This window comes from Croceimicrobium hydrocarbonivorans (assembly GCF_014524565.1).
Classification (GTDB): domain Bacteria; phylum Bacteroidota; class Bacteroidia; order Flavobacteriales; family Schleiferiaceae; genus Croceimicrobium; species Croceimicrobium hydrocarbonivorans.
Genome location: NZ_CP060139.1, coordinates 2,937,452 through 2,960,493, shown reverse-complemented (window position 1 = coordinate 2,960,493; position 23,042 = coordinate 2,937,452). Strand labels below are relative to the sequence as shown.

20 protein-coding genes are annotated in these 23,042 nt (G+C 44.0%); 10 read left to right on the top strand and 10 right to left on the bottom strand.

Going from position 1 to position 23,042, the window contains the following annotated elements; translation table 11 throughout:
• Positions 1 to 374: 374 nt before the first annotated feature.
• The gene (locus H4K34_RS13495; protein ID WP_210757916.1) at positions 375 to 1,010 is read right to left on the bottom strand and encodes a hypothetical protein; all 636 of its coding nucleotides are present in this window, start codon (positions 1,008 to 1,010) and stop codon (positions 375 to 377) included.
• A gap of 139 nt (positions 1,011 to 1,149) precedes the next feature.
• Entirely contained in the window at positions 1,150 to 2,196 is a 1,047-nt protein-coding gene (locus H4K34_RS13490) for a branched-chain amino acid aminotransferase (protein WP_210757915.1), read from the bottom strand.
• Positions 2,197 to 2,284: 88 nt separating this feature from the next.
• Between H4K34_RS13490 and H4K34_RS13485 the strand changes: the two genes are divergently transcribed.
• The 9 genes from H4K34_RS13485 to H4K34_RS13445 all read left to right on the top strand — a co-directional run bounded on the left by H4K34_RS13485 (position 2,285) and on the right by H4K34_RS13445 (position 12,166).
• On the top strand, positions 2,285 to 2,809 hold the full coding sequence (locus tag H4K34_RS13485; RefSeq protein ID WP_210757914.1) for a DUF4920 domain-containing protein: 525 nt from the start codon (positions 2,285 to 2,287) through the stop codon (positions 2,807 to 2,809).
• Positions 2,809 to 3,297 (top strand): hypothetical protein, encoded by a 489-nt coding sequence (locus H4K34_RS13480; RefSeq protein WP_210757913.1) that lies wholly within the window; start codon positions 2,809 to 2,811, stop codon positions 3,295 to 3,297. Before H4K34_RS13485 ends, H4K34_RS13480 begins: the two co-directional genes overlap by 1 nt.
• A complete protein-coding gene (mnmD, locus tag H4K34_RS13475) occupies positions 3,294 to 3,968 on the top strand; it encodes a tRNA (5-methylaminomethyl-2-thiouridine)(34)-methyltransferase MnmD (protein WP_210757912.1) in 675 nt (224 codons plus the stop codon). The genes H4K34_RS13480 and mnmD overlap by 4 nt, the downstream gene beginning before the upstream one ends.
• A gap of 73 nt (positions 3,969 to 4,041) precedes the next feature.
• The gene (locus H4K34_RS13470) at positions 4,042 to 6,009 is read left to right on the top strand and encodes a T9SS type B sorting domain-containing protein (RefSeq protein ID WP_210757911.1); all 1,968 of its coding nucleotides are present in this window, start codon (positions 4,042 to 4,044) and stop codon (positions 6,007 to 6,009) included.
• Entirely contained in the window at positions 6,006 to 6,455 is a 450-nt protein-coding gene (locus H4K34_RS13465) for an NUDIX domain-containing protein (protein WP_210757910.1), read from the top strand. The genes H4K34_RS13470 and H4K34_RS13465 overlap by 4 nt, the downstream gene beginning before the upstream one ends.
• Positions 6,456 to 6,512: 57 nt before the next feature.
• Entirely contained in the window at positions 6,513 to 8,099 is a 1,587-nt protein-coding gene (locus tag H4K34_RS13460) for a hypothetical protein (RefSeq protein WP_210757909.1), read from the top strand.
• A gap of 61 nt (positions 8,100 to 8,160) precedes the next feature.
• Positions 8,161 to 9,066 carry a TIGR01777 family oxidoreductase gene (locus H4K34_RS13455; protein ID WP_210757908.1) on the top strand — a complete coding sequence of 302 codons (906 nt, stop codon included), beginning with the start codon at positions 8,161 to 8,163 and terminating at the stop codon, positions 9,064 to 9,066.
• Positions 9,067 to 9,105: 39 nt separating this feature from the next.
• Positions 9,106 to 11,403 carry a M1 family metallopeptidase gene (locus tag H4K34_RS13450; RefSeq protein WP_210757907.1) on the top strand — a complete coding sequence of 766 codons (2,298 nt, stop codon included), beginning with the start codon at positions 9,106 to 9,108 and terminating at the stop codon, positions 11,401 to 11,403.
• Positions 11,404 to 11,587: 184 nt separating this feature from the next.
• The gene (locus tag H4K34_RS13445) at positions 11,588 to 12,166 is read left to right on the top strand and encodes a C40 family peptidase (protein WP_210757906.1); all 579 of its coding nucleotides are present in this window, start codon (positions 11,588 to 11,590) and stop codon (positions 12,164 to 12,166) included.
• Here the strand turns inward: H4K34_RS13445 and H4K34_RS13440 are convergent.
• The 8 genes from H4K34_RS13440 to rpsA form a co-directional block, all read right to left on the bottom strand.
• Entirely contained in the window at positions 12,163 to 12,585 is a 423-nt protein-coding gene (locus H4K34_RS13440) for a YciI family protein (protein ID WP_210757905.1), read from the bottom strand. The genes H4K34_RS13445 and H4K34_RS13440 overlap by 4 nt on opposite strands.
• 4 nt (positions 12,586 to 12,589) lie before the next feature.
• Positions 12,590 to 13,120 (bottom strand): DUF192 domain-containing protein, encoded by a 531-nt coding sequence (locus H4K34_RS13435; RefSeq protein ID WP_210757904.1) that lies wholly within the window; start codon positions 13,118 to 13,120, stop codon positions 12,590 to 12,592.
• Positions 13,107 to 14,186 carry a prolipoprotein diacylglyceryl transferase gene (locus H4K34_RS13430; RefSeq protein ID WP_210757903.1) on the bottom strand — a complete coding sequence of 360 codons (1,080 nt, stop codon included), beginning with the start codon at positions 14,184 to 14,186 and terminating at the stop codon, positions 13,107 to 13,109. Before H4K34_RS13430 ends, H4K34_RS13435 begins: the two co-directional genes overlap by 14 nt.
• A gap of 34 nt (positions 14,187 to 14,220) precedes the next feature.
• On the bottom strand, positions 14,221 to 15,684 hold the full coding sequence (locus H4K34_RS13425) for a tetratricopeptide repeat protein (RefSeq protein ID WP_210757902.1): 1,464 nt from the start codon (positions 15,682 to 15,684) through the stop codon (positions 14,221 to 14,223).
• 43 nt (positions 15,685 to 15,727) lie between these two features.
• Positions 15,728 to 16,504 (bottom strand): zinc ribbon domain-containing protein, encoded by a 777-nt coding sequence (locus tag H4K34_RS13420; RefSeq protein WP_210757901.1) that lies wholly within the window; start codon positions 16,502 to 16,504, stop codon positions 15,728 to 15,730.
• 4 nt (positions 16,505 to 16,508) lie between these two features.
• A complete protein-coding gene (locus tag H4K34_RS13415) occupies positions 16,509 to 17,600 on the bottom strand; it encodes a Nif3-like dinuclear metal center hexameric protein (RefSeq protein WP_210757900.1) in 1,092 nt (363 codons plus the stop codon).
• Between the two features lie 23 nt (positions 17,601 to 17,623).
• Positions 17,624 to 19,348, bottom strand: a complete 1,725-nt coding sequence (locus H4K34_RS13410) for a sensor histidine kinase (protein WP_210757899.1) — start codon at positions 19,346 to 19,348, stop codon at positions 17,624 to 17,626.
• A 162-nt stretch (positions 19,349 to 19,510) separates the two neighbouring features.
• On the bottom strand, positions 19,511 to 21,418 hold the full coding sequence (rpsA, locus tag H4K34_RS13405) for a 30S ribosomal protein S1 (RefSeq protein WP_210757898.1): 1,908 nt from the start codon (positions 21,416 to 21,418) through the stop codon (positions 19,511 to 19,513).
• Between the two features lie 217 nt (positions 21,419 to 21,635).
• On the opposite strand from rpsA, the gene H4K34_RS13400 reads away from it, so the two are divergent.
• On the top strand, positions 21,636 to 23,003 hold the full coding sequence (locus H4K34_RS13400) for a hypothetical protein (RefSeq protein WP_210757897.1): 1,368 nt from the start codon (positions 21,636 to 21,638) through the stop codon (positions 23,001 to 23,003).
• Positions 23,004 to 23,042: the final 39 nt, after the last annotated feature.

Genomic DNA, 23,042 nt, shown 5'->3' with positions numbered 1-23,042 from the left:
GCAGGCAGGTGCTTCTTGGCGTCTTTGCGGTTAGCCTCACCGCCCGCTTCGCTCGAGAATCAGAGAGCACAGAGGGTCGCAGAGGCCTATCGGTTATTAGTGAGATACTTTGCGAAACTTTGCGAAACTTTGCTTCTTTGCGGTTAGATTCACAACTCCTTATAAATGGATGAAAAACATCTTTTATCCTCCGTCTAACCAACGACTAGCTACTGTTTCGATCAATTCTATCGTCTATAGTCTATATACTATCGTCTCAAACAATCTACCAACGACCAACTACAATCTACCAATTACTCTTCTTAATCTCCCGGCAGGCTTGAAAATACAAAGGCACTTTAATTGACCTCTGGTTCAAATTTCACCTAAACATCCTAACTCATTCTACTCCGAACTTCTTCTTCCTCACGGAAGTAATATTCATCCAGAGCATCTTCATTACTGAGACTAATGGTTTTCTGCCGCTTAGAATCTGCCAGCAACAAATTCCATTTCTTACCCAAATCCAATAAGACAGGCTTCATTTTAGGATAAACAGAAGCCAAGTCTCCAGCAATCCAAATTTCGTTAACCAGGTTTTCTTTATTAAAAGTAAAACAGATGCCCTGGCCGTTCCATCCATAGCCATGGCTCTTTTTAAGCATAAAATCCCCTGCTTGATCGCCAGTAGAGCATTCGAACCGCACTGGCAAATTAGCTTGACCTAAAACTTTCGACAGACTATCCTTTGTTATTTTTCGATCCAAAATTGGATGGCTAGGCTCAGGAAATCGAAAACCCGCTTCGCTTAAATAAGGCTTAGAACCTTTACCAGAGTTTAAATGCAGCTGGCGAAACTCCTCCTTTAAGTCCATTCGATTTTCTACCGGAAGCAGGCGTAGGATAGAATTTGGATCGGGGTTAAAATAAAATGATTGACGCTCCTTGGCTTCCCGTGCCTGTTCCCTTCTCCAGAAATAGACGAAGATGGCTATTCCAAAAAAAACAATTTTTATAAGGTAAAAATTCATGGCCTAGGTTTTAAGGCTGTGAAAATAATCAGTTTAACAGAAGTAATTAACATCGGGCCTAATACTATCTACAAGAAAAAGGCCCCCTTTCGGAGGCCTCTAATATCTAAAGTCTATTGTCTATCGTCTAAATCTATCCTTAGAACTTCAGCATCCATCCATAAGGATCTTCAGCCGCTCCACTACGGAGATCGGTAAGTTCCTTTTTGATACGCATCGCATAACCATCTTGTGGCGTTGCAATTGCATAGTCTGTTCCACGGAAACCGATTGAAGTAATGGGGCTGATTACAGCGGCCGTTCCCATACCAAAGGCTTCTTGCAAACGACCTTCTTTAGCGGCATTCACTACCTCTTCCACTTTAACCGGACGCTCTTCCACCTTCACTATACCACGATCGCGCAATAAGGTAAGGATGCTATCGCGGGTAATACCGGCCAGGATACGGTCGCTTAAGGGAGGAGTGATAAATGTATCATCAATAATAAAGGCCACATTCATGGTACCACTTTCTTCTACCAATTCATGATTGGCATGATCGGTCCAAATAACCTGAGTATAGCCTTCTTTACGAGCTTGATCGGTGGCAAAAAATGCACCTCCATAATTTCCAGCACACTTGGTAGAACCCACCCCGCCACTGGCGCTACGGGTAAAGGTTTCTTCTACTTTCACCTTCACATCCCCAGAATAATAAGGACCAACAGGTGAACAGATAATACAGAAGATGTATTTCTCGGAAGGACGAGCGGCTACAAATTCGGAGCTACCGAACATAAAAGGACGCAAGTATAAAGAGTGGTTCTCAGCTTTAGGCACCCACTGGCGATCTAAATCCACCAAGGCTTGAATCCCTTCCATGAATAAATCCTCCGGAAGCTCGGGCATAAACATACGGCGAGCAGAATGATTCAATCGCTTGGCATTGGCCTCTGGACGGAAAATCCCGATCTTACCATCTTCCATATAATAGGCTTTCTGCCCTTCGAAGATTGCCTGACCGTAGTGCAAAGTATGCATGGCTGGGGTAAAACTCAGTGGACCATAAGGTTTGATCTCCGGCTCTGACCAGGACCCATTGCTGTATTCAGCAATCAACATGTGATCGCTAAACTGAGTCCCAAATACCAGATTTGAAAAGTCCACATCGTTTATTCGGGACTGCTTGGTTTTGGTGATCTTCATACTTAAATTTTATTGGAACGAAATCAGTTCCATTATTTTGCGCTTTTGAGAGAATGCTATCTTTGCTACTCTAATTCAGAAAGAATCCATGAAAAAGTTCGCATTTTTCCTATCTGCTGTAGCCCTTCTTAGCGCTTGCAAAAATACAACAAACGAAGGTGACAGCGAAACCTCCGCTAGCTCCGATAGCACCGCAGTAGAAGCCAGCACGGAAGCTATTGAAAATCACTACTATGGCGACACTATTAATGAAGATGATGCTGTAGATGTTAGCCAATTATTGGCCATGATGAATGGAAATGACTCCATCGACGTGAAATTATCCGGTACCGTAAACTCCTCTTGTCAGAAGAAAGGTTGTTGGATGAAAATGGATATGGGTGATGGTAAAGAATTACGTGTAAGTTTCCGTGACTATTCTTTCTTCGTACCTAAAAACTTAAATGGTGAGCATGCGGTAGTTCAAGGAACTGCTTATGTTGATACCTTAGACATTGACTTCTTGAAGCACCTCGCTGAAGATGCCGGTAAAACCGAAGAAGAAATTGCTCAAATCACTGAGCCTGAAATCAGTGTAAACTTCACCGCTAACGGTGTGATCATTAAGAGCTAATGAATCGTTTTAGCAAATTATTTATAGGAGGATGCCTCATTGGGGCATCCTTTTTTGTGGCCTGCCAACAAGAGTCTAATTCCGAAACTCAAGCTGCTGAAGCCGCTACCAAGGACCAGGCACCGCAGCCTAAAAAAGAGCTCGAAATGAACGAGCCCAGCGAATTGGCTCTCTTAATGCGCAGTATGTACGACCGTAATCTTGCCCTTAAAAAGCAGATTATGGAAGGGGATATTCCGGAAAGTTTCCCTGAGGACTTCCTAACTATCCACACCGCCAAAGCCAACGAAAAGCTGAATGAAACTTTCGATGCGTTGGCTAAGGAGTACATCAAAAATATGGAAGCGATTACCAAAGCGGAAAATCGTGAAGAAGGCATCAAAGCTTATAACAATATGGTAGGCACTTGTGCCAGTTGCCACACGATTTACTGTCAGGGCCCCCTTCCCAAAATTCGTAAAATGCGCATTCAAGAAGGCGAATCATGAATCGGCATTGGGTAAAAACCAAAGATGGTAGTCCCAGCCTTTATGTTCCTGAACTTCAACAAAATTATCACTCCCTACATGGCGCGCTCCAGGAGTCGCGCCATGTTTTTATAGAGGCAGGCCTAAAACTCTTTGCCGATCAAAAGGAAGTTCGCATACTGGAAGTAGGATTCGGCACTGGTTTAAATGCACTACTCAGCCATTTTGAAAAGCAGAAGCCAAGCCAATCGATCTATTACCACAGCATGGAAAAATATCCCCTGCAGGAAGAAGAATGGCAAGCTTTAGAATGGCCTGAGCTCTTTTCTGAAAAACCGGAATATCAAGAATTTTACCTCGATTTACATAAAGCAGCCTGGGAGCAGGAAGTGTGCTTACGACCTGATTTCACCCTTCTGAAAAACTGCACCGACCTAAGGACCTATTCCGCGAAAGCGGCCCAATACGACCTAATCTATTTTGATGCCTTTTCGCCTGAAGCCCAACCAGAACTTTGGAGCGAATCAGTTTTCGCTGAAATGCACAAAGCCTTAAAAGCAGGGGGGCGATTGGTCACCTATTGTGTTAAAGGCTCTGTACGTCGAGCCATGAAAGCAGCTGAATTAGAGGTGGAAAAGATCCCCGGACCGCCGGGAAAACGGGAAATGGCGCGAGCACTCAAGGAAGTATAGCTCAGCATCAATCAGCAAGTTAAATTCAACCGAGGCCAATATTTTCGCGTTATTAGAGTAATGACCTCAAGCCATGCGCATTAAGCCTCAAATTTGTCTTTTCTTGCTATGCACTGCCTTTTATATGCAGGGGCAGGAAAAAATTATTACCGGTTATAATGCCAGTCTCAATACAGAAAGCACTGCCTTTAGCGATGGCTCCATTGCTCTTTGCGCCACTTCCACTCCTATTAATGGTCCACGATCTTCTTTAGTTATCCGCTTTGACGCTTGTGGTGATACGCTTTGGGCGCGGAAGTTTTTCGAAGGCACCAACTTTACTCGCATTCTTCGGATTCAGAATGATGATACGAATTTATGGCTGGCCGCTGCCATTGGTGCTAGCCACGACAGTGCCGTAGCCCTAATTAAAATTGATGGAAACACGGGCCAAGTGCTAATCAGCAAGCGCATTTCGGCACCCATTAACTTCGTTTGGTATCAGTTTCATATTGATGTAGATGGCAACCTGATTTTCACGGGAAATGCCACTACGAATAATGGTCCGGCCAATACCATTCTAAAGCTCAATCCCCAAGCACAGGAAATTCATGCCTTTCAGTATAGTGATGTGCGCATATGGGGAATGTCGACCCCTGCCCTTTCCGGTGGTGTTCTCAATATCGTGGGACGAATGGTTTTTAAGGTCGATCGAAATGGCAATATTGAATGGATCAAACGCTATGATAATTCCTACCAAAGCAACCTTCCTCCTATCTCCCTCCCGGATGGCTATTTGATTTTCGGGAAATTCGTAGGTGCTCTGGATCGTACGAATGTCTTTAAAATTGACCTTCAAGGTAATGTTGTTTGGAGCAGCGAAAACTTCTTAAATATTAATGCAGGAGCCTGCGTGATAAACGATGAAGGTCATTTGCTAATCCCCTATACTGATTTTTCGGTGGGTAATGGTCAATGGGGTATTATAGAAATAGACGAAAATGGCCAGTACCTTAGTTCCTATCGATTGCCATTTAATCTTGGTTACAGCCTATCGGCCCGTGATCTTGAGGTTCTGCCAAATGGTAGATTGGTCATTAGCGGAATGCTCACCTTCGACCTCAACCCCAATATTGCTCAAAGCATTCGCTGGTTAGATGAAGACCTTAGTAATTTGGCAACCTGCCCTGCTACTTTCAGCCCAATAAGTACAGAACCTGCAACCGTATCCGCAGACCCTGTTTCTCCGGTATTCAGTCCGGATCGTTATGGAGATTTCACCATCGTAAATAAAGCTTACCCCAATAGCGGTCTGCCTTTAAACATTGCCGATTTCTGCACCATTGACGATCCTTTGGTATTTGATTTGGGACAAGATCGAAGCATCTGCCCCGGCGACACGAATTATCTGGGCATTGATTTGGGTGGCGAAGACTATGATATCCTTTGGAGCACCGGAGCTACTTCAGATAGCATTCAAATTATTAAGCCTGGTTTATACTGGTGTGAAATTAGCCAACCTTGTGGTGGCGATTCTTTTAGGGATTCTATTTACCTCGACTTTTTCCCTGCTCAGCCCATTGAAGCTCGCTTTAGTCCAGAAATCCCCATCCTTGGAGACAGCATACTATTTGAAGCCCCCGGCGTAGGAGAAATGGTTCAGTGGACCTATGGCAGCACGGTTATTATGGGAAACCCCGTGCGGGTAGCCTCGGAAGCCCAAATGGCGGAGGGCGTAATTGTATCCTATATCGACACCAATTCCTGTACTCAAAGAGATACTCTTTTTCCGCGCTTTCGCGAATTGGAATTGGTAATGCCGAATGCCTTTACTCCAAATGGTGATGGTTTAAATGATGTATTTGGGCCCCATCCTAGTGCCGTATATTTCTTTCGCATGGAAATATTTGATCGCTATGGCAAAAGGCAAGCCCAATTAGAGAACCAAAGTTGGGATGGTGAGGGTATGTCGGCCGGAGCCTATACCTATTTCATGATCTATCAAATTCAACCGGGAGGTGAAGAGCGAATCCATCGTGGAATCGTAAATTTGGTACGATGAGTACCGGAAAAAGTATTGAAGCCTTCACCATTCGCGTTTATGGATTATTAATTCACGATGGGCAAATTCTGCTTTCACGCGAAAACATCTATGGTGGGGTTTATCTAAAATTCCCAGGGGGTGGTTTAGAATTTGGCGAAGGAACCCTCGAATGCTTGCGCAGAGAATTTCAAGAAGAATGTCAGCTCAACATTCAGGTGGATGAGCACTTTTATACCACCGAAGATTTTGTTCCTTCCGCCTTTTCCAATCGAATGCAGGTTATGAGCATTTACTATAAAGTGAGCTGTTCCGACCTCAGCCCGCTCTTACATCGCAGTGATCGTGAGGCACTAAACCAACATGGGGATCAAGAACTCATTTGGAAAAGCATCGATGAATTGAATCCCAACGAGCTAAATTTACCCATCGATCGATTGGTAGCCAAAAAGCTTTTAGCCGAATGACTTATGTCACCCATTAGGCCATTTTGATATTCTAGATTTGGCGGAAATACCATCCAAATGTTCCGTCGTTTAAGCCTTTTATTTTTAAGCCTCCTCAGCCTAGTTGGAATCGCTCAATCCGAACTGATTCTGGAGAGCATTAATTTACCTCTAAGTGGAGGTTTACAATCCTTTGCCCATGCCGAGTATCAGGGCAAGTTTTACTTGGTAGGCGGTCGCCTCGATGGTCTGCATCAAAGGCAACCTTTCGCTTCTTTTGATGCCGCCGGGCATAATGATGAGATCTGGGTAATTGAACCCGATACAGGCTTTTATAAACTTAGCTTAGGACAACTAAGCAGCAGTATCGTAGATCCATTAAAATCCACCAACCTGAACTATTATCAAGAAGGGGATTATCTCTTTTTAGTAGGAGGTTATGGAATCTCGGGCGGCAGCCATATTACCCATGCTACCCTTACCATCATCGACCTCAGTCAACTTCATAATTTAAGCAGTGGCATGTCGGTTCCAACTTCGGCCATTCAGCAAATCAGCCATCCTGACTTTGCAGTTTGCGGGGGACAATTAGAACGTATAGACAGCACCTTCTATCTGGTAGGAGGCCATGAGTTTACCGGACGGTATAATCCGCATAATGGCCCCAGCTTTACCCAAACTTATACCAATGCTGTGCGACGTTTTCGCATTAATGGCAGCTTTCCTCAATTTCAGGTAAGCTGGGAAAACAGCATCAGCGATCCCCAACTTTTGCACCGCCGCGACTATAATGTTGGTCCAGAAATTCGCGAGGATGGCAGCTTTGGGCTAATCGCCTATTCGGGCGTTTTTCAGCCTAATGTTGACCTACCCTATCTCAATGCGGTGCGCATCAACAGCAGTGGAGCGACCGAAATCCCAAATTTCAATCAGTACTACAATCATTACCATTGCGCTAATGTGGCTCTTTATGATGCCCAGAACAAAGCGATGCACAATCTCTTTTTCGGGGGTATTGCGCAGTACTTCGAGCAAAATGGAGTGCGTACTCAGGATAATAATGTACCCTTCGTAAAAACTATTGCCAGTGTAAGTCGCGATAGCATGGGTAATTTCTGGGAGCATAAATTTCAAGCGGAAATGCCCGCCTTGCTGGGAGCTGGTTCCGAATTCTTTATCGACCCTTCTATTCCATTGGCTGCACCTGGCATTATCGATTACAATCAATTAACTGGCGATACCGTTTTTATCGGCTATATTTTTGGTGGGATTGAAAGCAGTGCTGCTAATATCTTTCTCAGTAATACGGGTAATGAAAGTAGTGCCAGCAGCAATTTCTTTAAAGTTTCCCTGATTAAGTCCCAATTAAACTTAGGACAAAAAGAATTGGAAAACCCTAAATCAGGATTCAACTGGCAATTAGCGCCTAACCCCGGTAAGCATGCCCAAATTTGGTATCAGGAACCGGAACAATCAGGTGTATTTAAGCTTGCCTTCCGGGATGAAAGCGGTAGACTCATCAGCGAAGAAAGCTGGACTCAGATGGCAGGTCAAAGACATCGTGACCTCGATCTTAATGACCTTCCCAAAGGCAGCTATTTAGTGGAGTTATACTTCAATAAGGAGTTTATTTCACTACAGCGCTGGATTTATCACGGTCATTGAACAAGCATAGCTTAGGGCGGTTAATTAGCTTTACCTTGAACCCAAATTCCAGGTTTAGCTAATGAATGTATTAATCAGCGGCGGCAGTGGCCTTATTGGCCGGGAGATCACAAAACTACTTTTAGAAAAAGGACATCAAGTCGCTTGGCTCAGTCGCAGTACTAAGTCGGAGATAGCATCCGTTCAAGTATTCCAATGGGATCCAGATCTGGATCAAATCGATTCGGAGGCTTTGGCTTTCGCCGATGCGATCATTAATCTGGCTGGTGCTAATATTGCTCAGAGGTGGACCCCGCATTTCAAGAATACCATTATCCGCAGTCGGGTGGATGGAACCCGCTTACTGTATAATGCCGTTCGGAAAAGTCCTAAGAAAATCCAGGCCTTTATCAGTGCCAGCGCCTCTGGATATTATCCCAATCACCCTGATAAAATATACCAGGAAACGGATGCACCTGGCAATGATTTCTTAAGCTTGGTTTGCCAAAAATGGGAGCAGGAAGCCCAGCTTTTTGAAGATCTCAAGATCCGCACCATACGCCTGCGAATTGGTATTGTGCTGGATGCCAAGGAAGGGGCTTTGGCAAAAATTGCGGAACCAATCAAATGGGGCCTAGGTGCTCCATTAGGGGATGGCAAACAATGGATGCCCTGGATACATCGTAGTGATCTTGCCCGCATATTTGTTCATGCCTTGGAAAATGAAAATTTAAGCACGGGTGTCTACAATGCCGTTGGGCCGGAATCCGTGCAAAACAAAGCGCTTAGTCAAAAAGTAGCAGGGGTATTAAATCGTCCCTTTTGGCTCCCTCCTATCCCTTCCGGCTTACTTAAATTAATCTTAGGTGAGATGGCTGCCATAACCCTGGCCAGCACTCGCTGTAGCAGTGAAAAAATCCAAAATTCAGGATTTGAATATCAATTCCCTGACCTGGAAGCTGCACTCAAAGACTTATATCCCAATTAGATTCCTATTTTTGGGCCTTTCCAAAAAAACACGCTCTTTATGAAACGAGGACTGTTACTGACCTTCATCTTACTAACAGCAGGCCTTAGAGGCCAAAGTCCAAATGTCAACACCAGCCATTTCAGGCAGATGAAGGACTTACTCCCGACCCCCAATATGTATCGCACCGGTGGTGGTGCTCCGGGAGCCTTTTATTATCAGCAGCAGGCGAACTATAAAATGAAGATTCGCCTCGATGATGAAAATCAACGCATTTATGGTGAGCAAACTATTACCTATATCAATAATGCACCTGAGTCATTAGAATATCTCTGGGTGCAATTGGATCAGAACATGCGCGCTCAAAACAGTCTCACTCAGCAAACAAAAACTGGTGATGTAGGCTCAAGTATGAGCACCTATGAGATCGAAAAGCTATTCTACGATTTTGATGGCGGTTTTAAAATTGATCAGGTTAAAGATCAATCGGGTCAAGACCAATCTTATAAAATCAATTATACCATGATGCGCATTAATCTGGATGCGCCTTTACAAAGTGGCGATAGCGTAAGCTTCAGCATTAAATGGTGGTATAATATTAATGATCGCGCCAAATTGGGTGGTCGTTCTGGCCTGGAGTATTTTGAGGATGAAGACAATTACCTCTATACCATTGCTCAGTTCTTTCCCCGCATGGCAGTGTATAATGATGTGGAAGGCTGGCAGAACAAACAGTTTTTAGGTCGAGGTGAATTTGCCCTGCCCTTTGGTAATTATGATGTTGAAATCACTGCTCCGGCCGATCATATAGTTGGAGCTACCGGCACCCTTCAAAATAGTGAAGAGGTACTAAGCAAAGAACAACTAGAGCGTTTGGAAGAAGCCCGCAATAATACCGAAGATCCGGTTTTTATTGTGAATGAAATGGAAGCCCGTAAAGCCGAAGGCAAAAAGGAAAAGGGTGAAAAAACCTGGCATTTCAAAGCCCATAATGTGCGTGACTTCGCCTTTTGCTCCAGTCGTAAATTTATCTGGGATGCCATGGCAGTTAAGTTTGGCGATCGCACGGTTTTAGCTATGAGCTATTATCCTAAAGAGGGTAATCCATTGTGGGAGCGCTACTCTACTCGCGTGGTTGCTCACACCATTAAAACCTATTCCAAATTCACCTTCGACTATCCTTATCCGGTAGCCATCTCAGTACATACCGACCGCATCGGAATGGAATACCCCATGATCTGCTTTAATGGCGGTCGCCCCCAAGCGGATGGCACCTATAGCAAGAATACCAAATACGGTATGATTGGAGTAATCATTCATGAAGTAGGGCATAATTTCTTCCCCATGATTGTGAACAGCGACGAGCGTCAGTGGACCTGGATGGATGAAGGACTCAACACCTTTGTACAATATTTAACCGAACAAGAATGGGAAGAGAACTATCCCAGCCGCCGTGGCCCAGCTTATAAGATTGCCGATTATATGCGCTCCGAAAAACAGGATATGGTGCCTATTATGACCAATTCGGAAAGCATCCTTCAATTTGGTAATAATGCCTATGGCAAGCCTGCCACCGCCCTCAATATTCTGCGGGAAACGGTAATGGGTCGTGAGCTCTTTGATTATTCCTTTAAGACCTATTGCCAACGCTGGATGTTTAAGCATCCTACCCCGGCTGATTTCTTCCGCACTATGGAAGATGCCTCTGCCACCGATCTGGATTGGTTCTTCCGCGGATGGTTCTATACCACCGATAATGTGGACATCGCCCTGAAGGAAGTAAAATGGTATCGCTTCGATACTAAAAACCCGGATATTGAAAAGGCGCGCGAACGCAAAGAGGCCCAAAATGAGTTTATTGGCGATAGCCGAAATAGCAAGGAATTAAAAGGCAAGCACTACAGTGATGCCCATCCAGAAATGGCTGACTTCTACAATAAGAATGACGATTTTACGGTGCTTCCCTACGATCGTGAGCAGTACAAGAAATACCGCGAGAGCCTTAGTGAGGAGCAAAAGAAATACCTCGATGCGGGATGGAATTTCTATGAAATTGAATTTGAAAATCAAGGTGGCCTGGTAATGCCGGTAATCCTCCGTTTCACCTTTGCCGATGGCAGCACCGAAGTGAGCCGTCATCCGGCGGAAATTTGGATCCAAAATGAACTACGCTTTAAAAAGGTTTTTGTTTTCGAAAAAGAAGTGGTGAAAATAGAGCTGGATCCTTTCCTAGAAACCGCAGATACCGACTTAGAAGACAATGTTTGGCCCGAAGAACGCAAGGCCAGTCGTTTCGAAATCTACCGTTCTCGCAATTACGGTGAATCGAAAAACCGTATGCAGCAAGCCGGTAAATAAGGCAAATGACCTATTTCCTTTAAAGGCGACAGATACGTACTTTGAATAAGGAAATAGTGAAAACTATTGGAACCTTCCCCCTCTATAAACCCCGTGCAAACGGGGTTTTTTAGTTCATATCAGCCTGTCAATAACAATTCAGACTCAGGACCGCAGATCTCATTTCCTTCCCGAAATTTGACCTATGATTTGGCGCTATTCGAAATACCTTTTGGCCCTAAGCTTTATACTCCTGCTTTCTTCCTGTGGAAGTTTGCAGCGCAGTCCTGCTAAATCCAAACCCAAGTCGGCACCGCAGTTTGAGCATGAAATCCTGAATTCAAAAAAGGATAAAACTACTAAGCCAAAAAGCAAATCCGAAGAGATCGATGAAGCGCCCGCCCTCGATGCTAAGGAAAGTGATTTAGAAAGCTTTATTGATGATTGGTATGGCACTCCGCACCGTATGGGAGGCATGACTAAAAAAGGAGTGGATTGCAGTGGCTTTGTGATTATCGCCTATCAGGAGGTTTTTGAACGCGAATTCCAAGGCAGGCGGGCCGAGGATATCTTTTCTGAGATGGAAGCCTTAAATCAGGATGAATTGGAGTTTGGCGACCTGGTTTTCTTTAAGGTGCGAGGCCGTCGAATCGATCACGTTGGTATATACCTTGGTGATGGTCAATTTGCGCATACCAGCTCTAGCAGAGGAGTGATGATTTCGTCTTTAAGCAATGCTTACTGGTCTAAGCGCTTCTTTAAAGGCGGACGCTACAAAGGCTAACGCAATTTACTTCCTACCGCTGCCCACCAAGGGTGAATTTCATAGCTCAATCGATTGGCCCTTACGGCAGGATCTGCCTTTACACAGGCTTCGGCAGCTTCCATAGTAGGAACTCGTAAAACCACGATTCCTCTTAAATCCGTATCATCGCCCATGGGGCCAGCCAAATCCAACTGACCAATATTGGCCAGCGAATCCATGTGGGCTAAATGGGCGGTCTGAATTTTCAACGCTTCGGCTTGATCTTGACTGCGCTCCGTGCCTCTTTTCAAAAAAACTAAGAAGTACTTTTTCATGAGGTAAGTGGTATCTCCTTCTTGCATTTTAAAGGTTTCGAAACCTTCTGCATCCACTTCTACCTGAGCCTGCCCCGCAATGCTAAAGAGCATCAAGGCCAATAATATACCGAGCTTTTTCATGCCCTTAATGTAGGCGATTCCAGCGAATTTTTTGGCCTTTCACTAAAGCCAGCTCATCACTTAGGCCACCTTTCACTTCTAAAACCAAAGAGGCAGGACCTTCACTAGGCAAGGAAGTTTCATCTAAAGGCTTCGCATTTTTTTGGATACTTACAATCTCCATATCATCATTAATGAAGATGATATCCAGAGGAACATAGGTGTTCTTCATATAGAAGGAACGTGGGGCCTCGCTACCCATAATGAAAAGCATTCCCATATTGCGATCCATGCTTTTGCGGTACATCATACCATACTGGATTTCAGCTACCGATTCGGCTAATTCAATATCCAGGTTCATCAAGACATCGGTACCGGAAGTATCAAGAATAGCTAATTCCGCTTCCTTGGTAAAAGGAGGTTCTGCCTTGGAAGGTGCTACCTGGCGATCACTGGAGCGACCACTTGTTCCTTTAGGAATTACCGAAATTACAATCCACAAGCCCAGGGCGATTAATAGTACAATCGCAATGATGCGCTGCTTATTCTTTTTCATTCTTCAATTTTTTAGCGAAAATGCTGAAATACAAACCGGCAATCACCAGCGGTATACTTAAACTCTGACCAATATTAAAAGCACGTCCTTCTTCGGCGCTTACTTGATTCTCCTTCAAAAATTCGATTGCAAAGCGGAAGCCAAAGACCAAGATTAAGAAAAGTCCGAAGAGCATACCTACCCTTTGACGAACATCGGCCACCAAATACAAACGAGCCAGGATAAAGAAGATGGCCAGATAGGCCAGGGCTTCAAAAATTTGGGTGGGTCGGCGAGGATAACCGCGAGCCTCAATGGTTCCTACGAGAGTTTCAGACTCGTCCCATTCGAATTCATTTCCGGTAATCACCAAGTTTTTATCCTCTTTACTAGCGCTTGCCAATAAGGGTTTTATATGATCTAAAAAGCTCTCTTGCGCCCTTGCTCGGTTGCCGATCTTAGGATTGAAATGAACTTCTACATCGTAAATGGGATAGGTAATCGAATCGGTAATCTCATATTCCTCTTTTTCGATGAATTCTACCCCATCAATCCACTGTCCATTGGTATTTAAAATACGATCACGCACCGGATTGGTAAAGACCATTTCCCAAGCGGAGTTAGAGACATCCCCATAAATTTCGGAGTTCGCAAAATTGCCTAAACGAATAAAACATCCGGCCAAAGCCACGGTAATAACCACCCGATCTAATATCCATAAAGTAGACTTATCCAGTACTTTCTTAGAATAGATAATCATGGCGATAATAATGGCTACCGCCGCTCCATGACTGGCTAATCCACCTTCCCACACTTTAATAATATCCCAGGGATGCTGCGAATAATAATCCCATTGGTAAAAGAAAACATGGCCTAAACGAGCACCTACAATCGTGGCCACCACGGTATAGGTAAGCAGGGTATCCAGCTTTTCGATGGGAATACCTTCACGCTTAAATATTCGCTTCATGATGAAGTATCCCAGCACGAAGCCTAATGCAAAGAGCAGGCTATAATAGCGGAGGGTAAAAAATCCCAGGTCAATTCCGCGACCCGCGTCCCAAGTGATACTCAGCAGTTGATCCATCTTTATGATTTGCTGGGGAAATTATGAAATTCATCTAAGGCAAACGCTCTAATCCGGCTTTTGCTTTTTGTTGTACACCTTCGTGAAATGGGTAGCCTTCTAAGGCCAAAGCCTCTTTGAAATAGCGCTTGCTTTGGGACCAATTTCCCTTATGCTCAAACAAAATGGCAACCTGCAAGGTACTATTGGCCAAACTAAAGCTTACCGGATCCTGATATTCCATTGCCTTTAAAAAGGCCGGAATCGCCTGATCAATCAATCCTAATTCCTGTAAGGCTCGCGCTCTGCGGTAATGGTATTCTTGTCGCTCCCAATTTTTACGGCAGCAATCTTCCACTCCTTCGGGTTTGAGGTTCTCTACGATTCGCGCATAGCGACCCGCATCAAAATCCAATCGAGCTTTAATCAGTGCTAAGTTAAAGCCGCGAATCGCCTCATCAAGCGCCTGCTTATCGGAGCCCGTAAGGGTTTCCGGTTCCTGCATTATCTTTTGTCGATAGGCCTCAGCTTCCGACTTCTGTCCATTTAATAAATGATACCAAGCTAGATAGCGATAAGCTGATTTGCGATGTTCCTCATCCTTGGCCGTCTTTAAAAATAAGGTCAGGTGCTTATAAGCCTCTTCTGGCTTGATCATTAAAGCGACCTTACCAGTATAGTATTCAAAGAATGGAACTTCTAAATAATCTTCGCTTAGAGGACGATTTTGCAATAGCTTTAAAGCTTCACTGGCATCGCCCGATCGAAGTTTCTGCTGAGCCTCCAAATAGGTGAAGAAGGAGGAAGCTTCTACATCCATACCTAGGGTGTACAAACTAACCTGCTCTTCGGTCTCGAGCTCGTAGTTCACATAGGCATAAACAAAGCCAAAATAATCGCGATGGAATTTCAATTTAGGATCGGCCAGGCTATAGTAATAAGCCTTGCGGATCATTTTTAATCCTTCTTCGATATTGCCTTTAAAGCCAAATAAGGAAGCCACCGATTTATAATCCGAAGGCAAGCTACCTACCGCGGTTTGAAGAACCCCAAAGGGAATAAGCGTGGGAATAAAATTGGGAAATTCACGGAGGTTATCATCCAATAAATTATAGGCGCGGTAAAAACCCCATGCCGCCTTAATATTGTTTTTGTACTTACCGTGAATGCCACTGCGTCCCAAAGCCATTTCGGCTAAGAATACACGCTTGTAGGGCTCTGTATCCGAGAGTTCTTCTACCCGACCAAAGAGCTTATCCAGTCGAGCCTCATTATTGGAATACCATTCTTCATTCTCCACGAAAAAACCACGGATACAAAGAGCAGCCGCTTCCAAATAATCCGGAACTCGATTGCCGGGATTAGCCTTGCGCTCCCGAGTCAAGATTTGATGGAGATCGCCATAGCGAAGTTCGGCAATCGCCTTGATGCCGTCTTCCATAGCCTTATTGAATTCCACCTTTTGTGCGGTGCCTGAAAACAAGGCCAGGCTAAAAATGAGTAGGTAAAAATGTCGCATAAAAAAAGGGATCGCTAAGGATCCCTCAAAGATGCAATATGATTTACTTTTTAGAAGTAAAAAGCTTCTCCATTTTCTCTTCCTCTTCCCGAGCTAATTCGGGGTCAACCAGAATACGACCAGAGTGCTCATCGGTGATGATTTTCTTCCGGGCGGCAATTTCTAACTGACGTTGGGGAGGAATGGTAAAGAATGAACCACCGGAAGCACCACGCTCAACCGGCACAACGGCCAAGCCATTGCGAGCACTGTTACGCAAACGAGTATAGGCTTTCAATAAGCGCTCCTCGATTACTTTTTGTTGCTTGGTAGACTCTTTTAAAAGAAGATCTTCTTCCTCTTGAGTTTCCTTAAGAATGCTATCCAACTCACTTTTCTTGAACTCCAAGTGAGATTTTCGCTCGGCTAATTTCTCATCAGCACCGGCAATAGCTTCTTTCTTATTATCGATTTTGGCTTTAAACTCTTTAATGCGTTTTTCAGCCAATTGAATTTCCAATTCCTGGAATTCGATTTCTTTAGAAAGTGCATCAAACTCGCGATTGTTGCGAACGTTTTTCTGCTGCGACTCGTATTTCTTGATCTTCTCCTCAGAGTCTTTGATCAGGTTTTTCTTGGCTTTCACCTCCTGGTCCAACTCGTCGATATCGACGTTTAACTTTTCGACACGGGTTTCCAATCCACCAATCTCATCCTCAAGGTCTTCTACCTCTAAAGGTAGTTCCCCGCGGATGCTGCGGATTTTATCAATTCGGGAATCAATGAGCTGAAGATCGTAGAGAGCGCGTAACTTTTCTTCAACAGTAACTTCTTTAGCCATAGAGCTATAAATAATTGATCGGGTTGGTACTGTTTTCCGTTAAAAGAACGGCAAAATTAGGGAATTTTTTCCGCAAATATTCGGCAATCAGGCCGATAGTGTATTGTTCATTCTCATAATGACCAATATCAGCAATAAGTATCTGGTTATCAGCCTCAAAAAATTGATGATATTTAAAGTCGGAACTTAGAAACAAATCGGCTCCAATTGCTTTTGCTCTGGATAAGAGGAAACTACCGCTTCCTCCGCACCAAGCAATTCTTTTGATTTCATCCTTATGAGCTTGAGTATAGCGTACTACACCGCCAAAAGTTTGCTTGATTTGCTTCAAAAATTGTTCGCTTGAAATGGCTTCTGCTAAATCGCCATACATCCCGGAACCAATTTCCTGATGGGCATTTTCAATGGCATAGATCTCATAAGCTACCTCCTCATAGGGATGATTCAGCTGCATAGCTTTTAAAACGCCAGATAGCTTTGCTTCTTCCACCAAAACTTCTAATCGAAACTCCTCTTCTTGATGCAAGCTTCCGATTTCACCTATGCTAGGATTGGCTTTTGCAGAAGCTCGAAAAGTCCCCTTCCCTTCCGATCGAAAACTACATTGATCATAGTTTCCAATATTTCCAGCCCCAGCCGCCCATAAAGCTTCGCTAAGTGACTGAACACTGCTGTTAGGCACGAAGACTACCAATTTCTTTAAAATGCCAGTACGTGGCGCTAAAATCTTGGGATTAGCAATACCCAACCTACGACCAATCTCCGCATTCACTCCACTAGATACATTATCCAAATTGGTGTGTAAGGCGTAAATGGCAATATTATTCTGAATGGCCTTAATCAGTGCTCGCTCTGCATCGTTCTTGCCGGTAAGAGACTTCAGGCCTCCGAAAATCAAAGGATGATGACTAACAATCATCTGCGCCCCTTTTTGCAGGGCTTCATCCACAATGGCTTCGGTTATATCGAGAGAAACCAATACCTGATCCAGCTCACTCTCCTTTTGACCAAATAGTAATTTGCTGTTATCATAGGACTCCTGATAAGCTAAGGGAGCCCAGTCTTCTAAAACACGAATAATTTCCGCTATTTGCATCTTTCTAATCTTGCTCTGCGAAGCTAGAAAACTATTCGGCAATTAGTGCCCTGACCTTCGATGCTGTCTATTTCGAAATCCGCTTCCAGCTTATGACAGGCATCGCGAACAATGGTTAAACCAAGTCCACCTCCGCTTTCGCGATGAGTTCCCTGGGTGCTGATGCGCATCTCCCAGCGAATAATCTCCAAATTCGCCTCACTAATTCCACGGCCATTATCGGATACCTCCAAAACCTTGCGGTCCTTTCGCTGATAGTTCTTCAAGACTAAGCGTCCGCCCTTCTCACTGAATTTAAGGGCATTGCTTATTAAATTGAAAAGGGTGGTTTGTACCAAAAAGCGATCGGCATACAAGTTCTTTAATTGAATATCCAGCTCAAAACTCACTTCCTTGGCACGAGCCACTGCTTTAAAATGACTTAATACATCTTCATAGAAAGCATGTACGTCAAAATTGATAGGATTCAGTTTAAAATCAGCGCGGTTCACATTGATCCAAGCCACCGTATTATCCAATAGTTTATTGGTACTCTCTGCTGCTGCTTTGATAGGACCCAACATTTCCTTCAGCTCGGTCACATTCAAATCCCCTTCTTCAAAAGCATCCAGGGTTCCTATTAATTGCCCAAGAGGAGTACGGATATCATGCGATAAAATGGAAAGCATTCGACCACGCGTAGCCGCCACTTCGGCGATGGCTCTATTGCGTTCGCGGGTATTGCGATTAATGCGGTATATCAAAAAGATGATAATGCCCGCCAATACAATAATGACAATTAAAATATAGGTCTGACGCTTACTGTCCTGCAAGGCTATGCTAAGTTCTTGAGCATTAAGTTCGGCATCTTTCAGTCGAACCTGAGTTTCAAGTTTTTGCAAGTCTGATGCGCCTCTTATCGAATCCATTTGCGCCAAATGCTTGGTATAGTCCTTCATTAAATTGAAGGCAGAGAGATAATCTTTTTGATAGGCCTTGGCATCCGCCTGAAGCTTGTAAAAACGAGCCTTTTGGGTAATTGACACATTTCGACCGCCGTCCTTCATTAGGCTTTCCAACTTGGGCAGATAGCGCACAATGATATCCTGTCGACCAATTTCATTGGCCCGCATTAGCACTTCCTCCAAAGCTTTAATTCGATAAACTACTGAGAACTTTGACCTTTCTATATGAAGAAGAATATCAGGGTACCGCACTAAAAACTCCATCGAATCCATAAGATCGATACTCGCCACATTCACCTGGGCATATAGGTATGAGTTTGTTCGAAGATGCGGAATCAGGCTATCAATCAGCTCCAAGCCACGTTCTGGAGTGCCAAATTTCTTATAGAGCAAACCTAATATATAGGTATGACGCATCTCTTCGGTTTTGGAAACCGAATCAGGATAATAGGAACGAGCCCAATTTAAATTGGCGAAAGCTCCAGCGGAGTCTTCAGTGCTATAGTAAATGGAAGCCAGATAAGTATAGGCATTTACCACACCGGAGGAATCTGAAATCTGTTTGTAGACCGACAGTGCTCGGCGATGATATTGCATAGCCACAGAATAGACCTCTAACTGACCAAAGGCCTTGCCCAGGTTTAATAAGGTACGACCATAATGCCTGTTTAGAGTGTCCCCCAAGGGCCAGTCGGCAATATTGGACTGCCCCATATAAATAAGCTCTTCATACAATCCTTTTGCATAAAGATTATTCAGGGAATCCACATTCTCCTCCATGCTAAGTTGAGCCTGCGAACTCAAGCTAAACAGGAGCAAGAATGAACGAAGAAAAAAGAGATTGACTTTCAAGTTAAAACAGATCCGAATCCTATCAGAGCCCTAATATATCTCAATTTTAGCCATAAAAAAACCCCGGTTCAAGTATAAAACCAGAACCGGGGTCGAATATGACTTAAATCGGTATTAACCGTTCTTTTCGTCGTCTTCCATTTGCTCTTTCAGCTTGCTTAAAGCATCAAGGTCACCTAAGGTAGAACGCTCTACATTAGAGTTGATCACTTTAACGGCTTTCTTAGCTTGAACGCGATCGGCTTTCTGCTTATCGGCTTTCACTTGTTTGTGAAGCTCGGTATGAGAAGCTACCACGCGACGGGCATCTGGATTAAATTCGATGATTTTGAAATCGATACGCTCATCAGCAGCCACTTCACTTCCATCTTCTTTCACCATGTGACGAGAAGGAACGAATGCTTCTACTCCGAGGTTTTCGAATACGATCTCAGCACCTTTGTCAACTTTGCGAAGTACTTTACCTTCGATTACGCTACCTTCTTCTAATAAGGTGGCATAAGTTTCGAATGGATTGTCTTCAACTTGTTTGTGACCAAGGCTTAAGCGACGATTTTCAACATCGATATCCAATACAACCACTTCCAATTTAGCACCTACAGAGGTAAACTCACTTGGGTGTTTAATTTTCTTGGTCCAGCTTAAGTCGCTGATGTGGATCAGACCATCAATACCTTCTTCCAATTCTACGAACACACCGAAGTTGGTGAAGTTACGTACGGCACCTTCGTGCTTAGAACCAACAGGATATTTGGTAGTGATATCAGTCCAAGGATCAGTGCTCAATTGCTTGATACCTAAAGACATTTTACGCTCTTCGCGGTCGAGAGTTAAGATAACTGCTTCAACCTCGTCACCAACTTTCATGAAGTCTTGAGCAGAACGCAAGTGAGTGCTCCAGCTCATTTCACTAACGTGAATCAAACCTTCAACACCGGGGATGATTTCAACGAATGCACCGTAGTCAGCTAATACCACTACTTTACCTTTCACCTTATCACCTTCTTTCAACTCGCTATCGAGGTTATCCCATGGATGAGCCTCAAGCTGCTTCAGACCTAATTGGATACGGGTTTTGTCTTCGTCGAAGTCCAAAATTACCACGTTCAAAGTCTGGTCCAATTCTACCACTTCGCTTGGGTGGTTGATACGGCTCCAGCTCAAATCGGTAATGTGGATCAAACCATCTACACCACCCAGGTCGATAAATACTCCGTAAGAAGTGATGTTTTTCACCACACCTTCGAGTACTTGACCTTTCTCGAGTTTGCCAATGATCTCGCGTTTTTGTTCTTCGAGGTCGGCTTCGATAAGGGCTTTGTGAGATACTACCACGTTCTTGAATTCGTGATTGATCTTAACAATCTTGAATTCCATGTTTTTATCTACATAGGCATCGTAATCGCGGATAGGCTTCACGTCGATCTGAGAACCAGGCAAGAAAGCCTCAATTCCGAATACGTCAACGATCATACCACCTTTAGTACGACACTTAATGTAACCTTTCACTACTTCCTCATTGTCGTGAGCTTCGTTCACACGATCCCAAGCCTTGATAGAGCGGGCTTTACGGTGAGAAAGTACTAACTGACCTTCTTTATCTTCAGTTTTGTCAACCAAAACTTCAACCTGGTCACCTACTTTCAAATCAGGATTGTAACGGAACTCGTTCAGGGAGATTACCCCTTCCGACTTGTAACCGATATCTACGATAGCTTCGCGATCGGTCATGTTGATCACCTTACCTTCGGTAATGGTGTGCTCATCGATGCTAGTGAGGCTTTCCTCATACAACTTGGTGAGCTCTTCGCGCTGAGCTTTTCCTTTAGAAGCGATTCCGTATTCGAATTCGTCCCAATCAAACTCAGTGCTTTCCTCAACTACTTCAGGAGCTACTTCTTTAGCAGGAGCTTCTTCAACAGTTTCGGTCTTAGTTTCAGCAGCAGTCTCAGCAGCCGCCTCCTGGGTAGTTTCCGGAGTATTTGCTACTTCCTCTTCTACTTTTTTGTTTTCTTCTGACATGCAGAAATCATTTGTATTTCGCGCCGGTAAGATCATTAGGGAAACCCGCAACGAAAGAATTTTTACATCATTTTGATTCTAAGCCTTTTCCTGATCCATTTCACTCCCCAGAAAAAGGAGCGCAAAGGTAAAGTTATTTTTTTGAAACTCAGAGAGTATAGAGTGATATTTCGAAAGCGAAATAGGCCAATTCAAATTGAGGAATTACCTTAGCCTTATGCGCATTCTGATTCTCCTATTATTTTGTTCTACCTTATACAGTCAAAGTGCTGTTTGGCAGAACTTTGGCCCAAATCAAAGCTTGGAAACTGCTGCTAAACTTTGCTTGGATCCCACAGGCAATATCTACTACCTGGCCAATGGCGATACCAACCAATTTCCCGGTAACAAATGGCAGCTCTATAAGCTCAATTCTCAGGGACAGGTTCTTTGGAAAAAAGTATTCGGGACCACCGGAAACTATGCCGCATCTCAAATCATTTTCTTGCAAGAAAAACTCTTTGTAGCGGGTGAAAGATCATGGAATGACACCAATCAAGCCTGGGTAAGTATCCTTGATACCAGTGGAACCCTCCTACAAGAAAAGCGCTTTGGTTCCGGTGATACCATTTTAGCGGGTCAGGATATAGCAGCCAACCAACAAAATCAAATTGCCCTACTTAGTCAAATGCGCAGCCAGAGTGGCGCGGAGCAAAGTGCCCAGGTTTTGATTCTGGATACCGCTTTAAACATCCTGCACCGCCATACCCAAATCGATACCCTCTCTTTTGTGGCGCAGGAAATTATTGCTTTGCCTTCCGGCGGATGGGCCTATACCTCCGATTATGAGCTCGCCACTCGCTTTGATTACCTAGTAACTAAAATCAATAATCAAGGTCAACAGGTCAATCGTAAGATTGTCTCCAGTGGTTTTACCCGAGGAGGAAATGCTATTGGCGTTAATTCCAAAGGGCAAATTGCCATTGGTGGTGAAGGTGCCTCTGCCCTATCCGTGTACTTCGACATTACCCTAACCCTTCTGGACAGCAATCTCAATGTGCTTTCTGATGTCTTTGTTCATCCCGGAGTGGTAAAGAATGATGCCTGCTTTGATATGGCCATTAGCCCCTACGATACTTATCTCTTTACTGGCTATCGTATTGCACCGGAAAACGGTCAAACTGAAATGATTGTGGTGGAAAGTGACTCAGCCGGTAATCGCCTTTTTATTGATAGTCATTCTAGTTCCCCCACCTGTATTGGTAGTGGCCTAGTTTGCGATGATCAAGGACAGTTCTTTGCCGCGGGTTCAGACTTCAATCAGGCGCCCAGTCTTATTTTGGCTCGAGGTCAGGCCAAAGGACTTTCTCAAAATCAGTATTCTTCTACTCCCCTTTTATCGGCCTATCCCAATCCTTCAAAAGGTCTATTTCATCTTAATCAGGAAGTGATTTCTGATGATTGGACGCTTACTGATGCCTACGGCAGATCACATCCCTTTAAGCTAAGAGGTCGTAATTTAGAGATTGATGCTCCAGCCGGAATCTATTTTCTGAATTCACTTAAGAGCAAGAGCTCCCTAAAGCTTCAAATTATAGCCCAATAAAAAAGGCTGCTCAATTTGAACAGCCTTTTTCTATATCGA

What these genes read in the sequence shown, in the direction of transcription:
- H4K34_RS13470 (WP_210757911.1), top strand. Translation starts at nt 4,042, where the DNA reads ATGCGCATTAAGCCTCAAATTTGTCTTTTCTTGCTATGCACTGCCTTT.
- rpsA (WP_210757898.1), bottom strand. Translation starts at nt 21,418, where the DNA reads ATGTCAGAAGAAAACAAAAAAGTAGAAGAGGAAGTAGCAAATACTCCG.
- H4K34_RS13440 (WP_210757905.1), bottom strand. Translation starts at nt 12,585, where the DNA reads ATGAAAAAGCTCGGTATATTATTGGCCTTGATGCTCTTTAGCATTGCG.
- mnmD (WP_210757912.1), top strand. Translation starts at nt 3,294, where the DNA reads ATGAATCGGCATTGGGTAAAAACCAAAGATGGTAGTCCCAGCCTTTAT.
- H4K34_RS13430 (WP_210757903.1), bottom strand. Translation starts at nt 14,186, where the DNA reads ATGGATCAACTGCTGAGTATCACTTGGGACGCGGGTCGCGGAATTGAC.
- H4K34_RS13435 (WP_210757904.1), bottom strand. Translation starts at nt 13,120, where the DNA reads ATGAAAAAGAATAAGCAGCGCATCATTGCGATTGTACTATTAATCGCC.
- H4K34_RS13460 (WP_210757909.1), top strand. Translation starts at nt 6,513, where the DNA reads ATGTTCCGTCGTTTAAGCCTTTTATTTTTAAGCCTCCTCAGCCTAGTT.
- H4K34_RS13480 (WP_210757913.1), top strand. Translation starts at nt 2,809, where the DNA reads ATGAATCGTTTTAGCAAATTATTTATAGGAGGATGCCTCATTGGGGCA.
- H4K34_RS13450 (WP_210757907.1), top strand. Translation starts at nt 9,106, where the DNA reads ATGAAACGAGGACTGTTACTGACCTTCATCTTACTAACAGCAGGCCTT.
- H4K34_RS13420 (WP_210757901.1), bottom strand. Translation starts at nt 16,504, where the DNA reads ATGGCTAAAGAAGTTACTGTTGAAGAAAAGTTACGCGCTCTCTACGAT.
- H4K34_RS13445 (WP_210757906.1), top strand. Translation starts at nt 11,588, where the DNA reads ATGATTTGGCGCTATTCGAAATACCTTTTGGCCCTAAGCTTTATACTC.
- H4K34_RS13455 (WP_210757908.1), top strand. Translation starts at nt 8,161, where the DNA reads ATGAATGTATTAATCAGCGGCGGCAGTGGCCTTATTGGCCGGGAGATC.
- H4K34_RS13495 (WP_210757916.1), bottom strand. Translation starts at nt 1,010, where the DNA reads ATGAATTTTTACCTTATAAAAATTGTTTTTTTTGGAATAGCCATCTTC.
- H4K34_RS13425 (WP_210757902.1), bottom strand. Translation starts at nt 15,684, where the DNA reads ATGCGACATTTTTACCTACTCATTTTTAGCCTGGCCTTGTTTTCAGGC.
- H4K34_RS13415 (WP_210757900.1), bottom strand. Translation starts at nt 17,600, where the DNA reads ATGCAAATAGCGGAAATTATTCGTGTTTTAGAAGACTGGGCTCCCTTA.
- H4K34_RS13400 (WP_210757897.1), top strand. Translation starts at nt 21,636, where the DNA reads ATGCGCATTCTGATTCTCCTATTATTTTGTTCTACCTTATACAGTCAA.
- H4K34_RS13490 (WP_210757915.1), bottom strand. Translation starts at nt 2,196, where the DNA reads ATGAAGATCACCAAAACCAAGCAGTCCCGAATAAACGATGTGGACTTT.
- H4K34_RS13485 (WP_210757914.1), top strand. Translation starts at nt 2,285, where the DNA reads ATGAAAAAGTTCGCATTTTTCCTATCTGCTGTAGCCCTTCTTAGCGCT.
- H4K34_RS13465 (WP_210757910.1), top strand. Translation starts at nt 6,006, where the DNA reads ATGAGTACCGGAAAAAGTATTGAAGCCTTCACCATTCGCGTTTATGGA.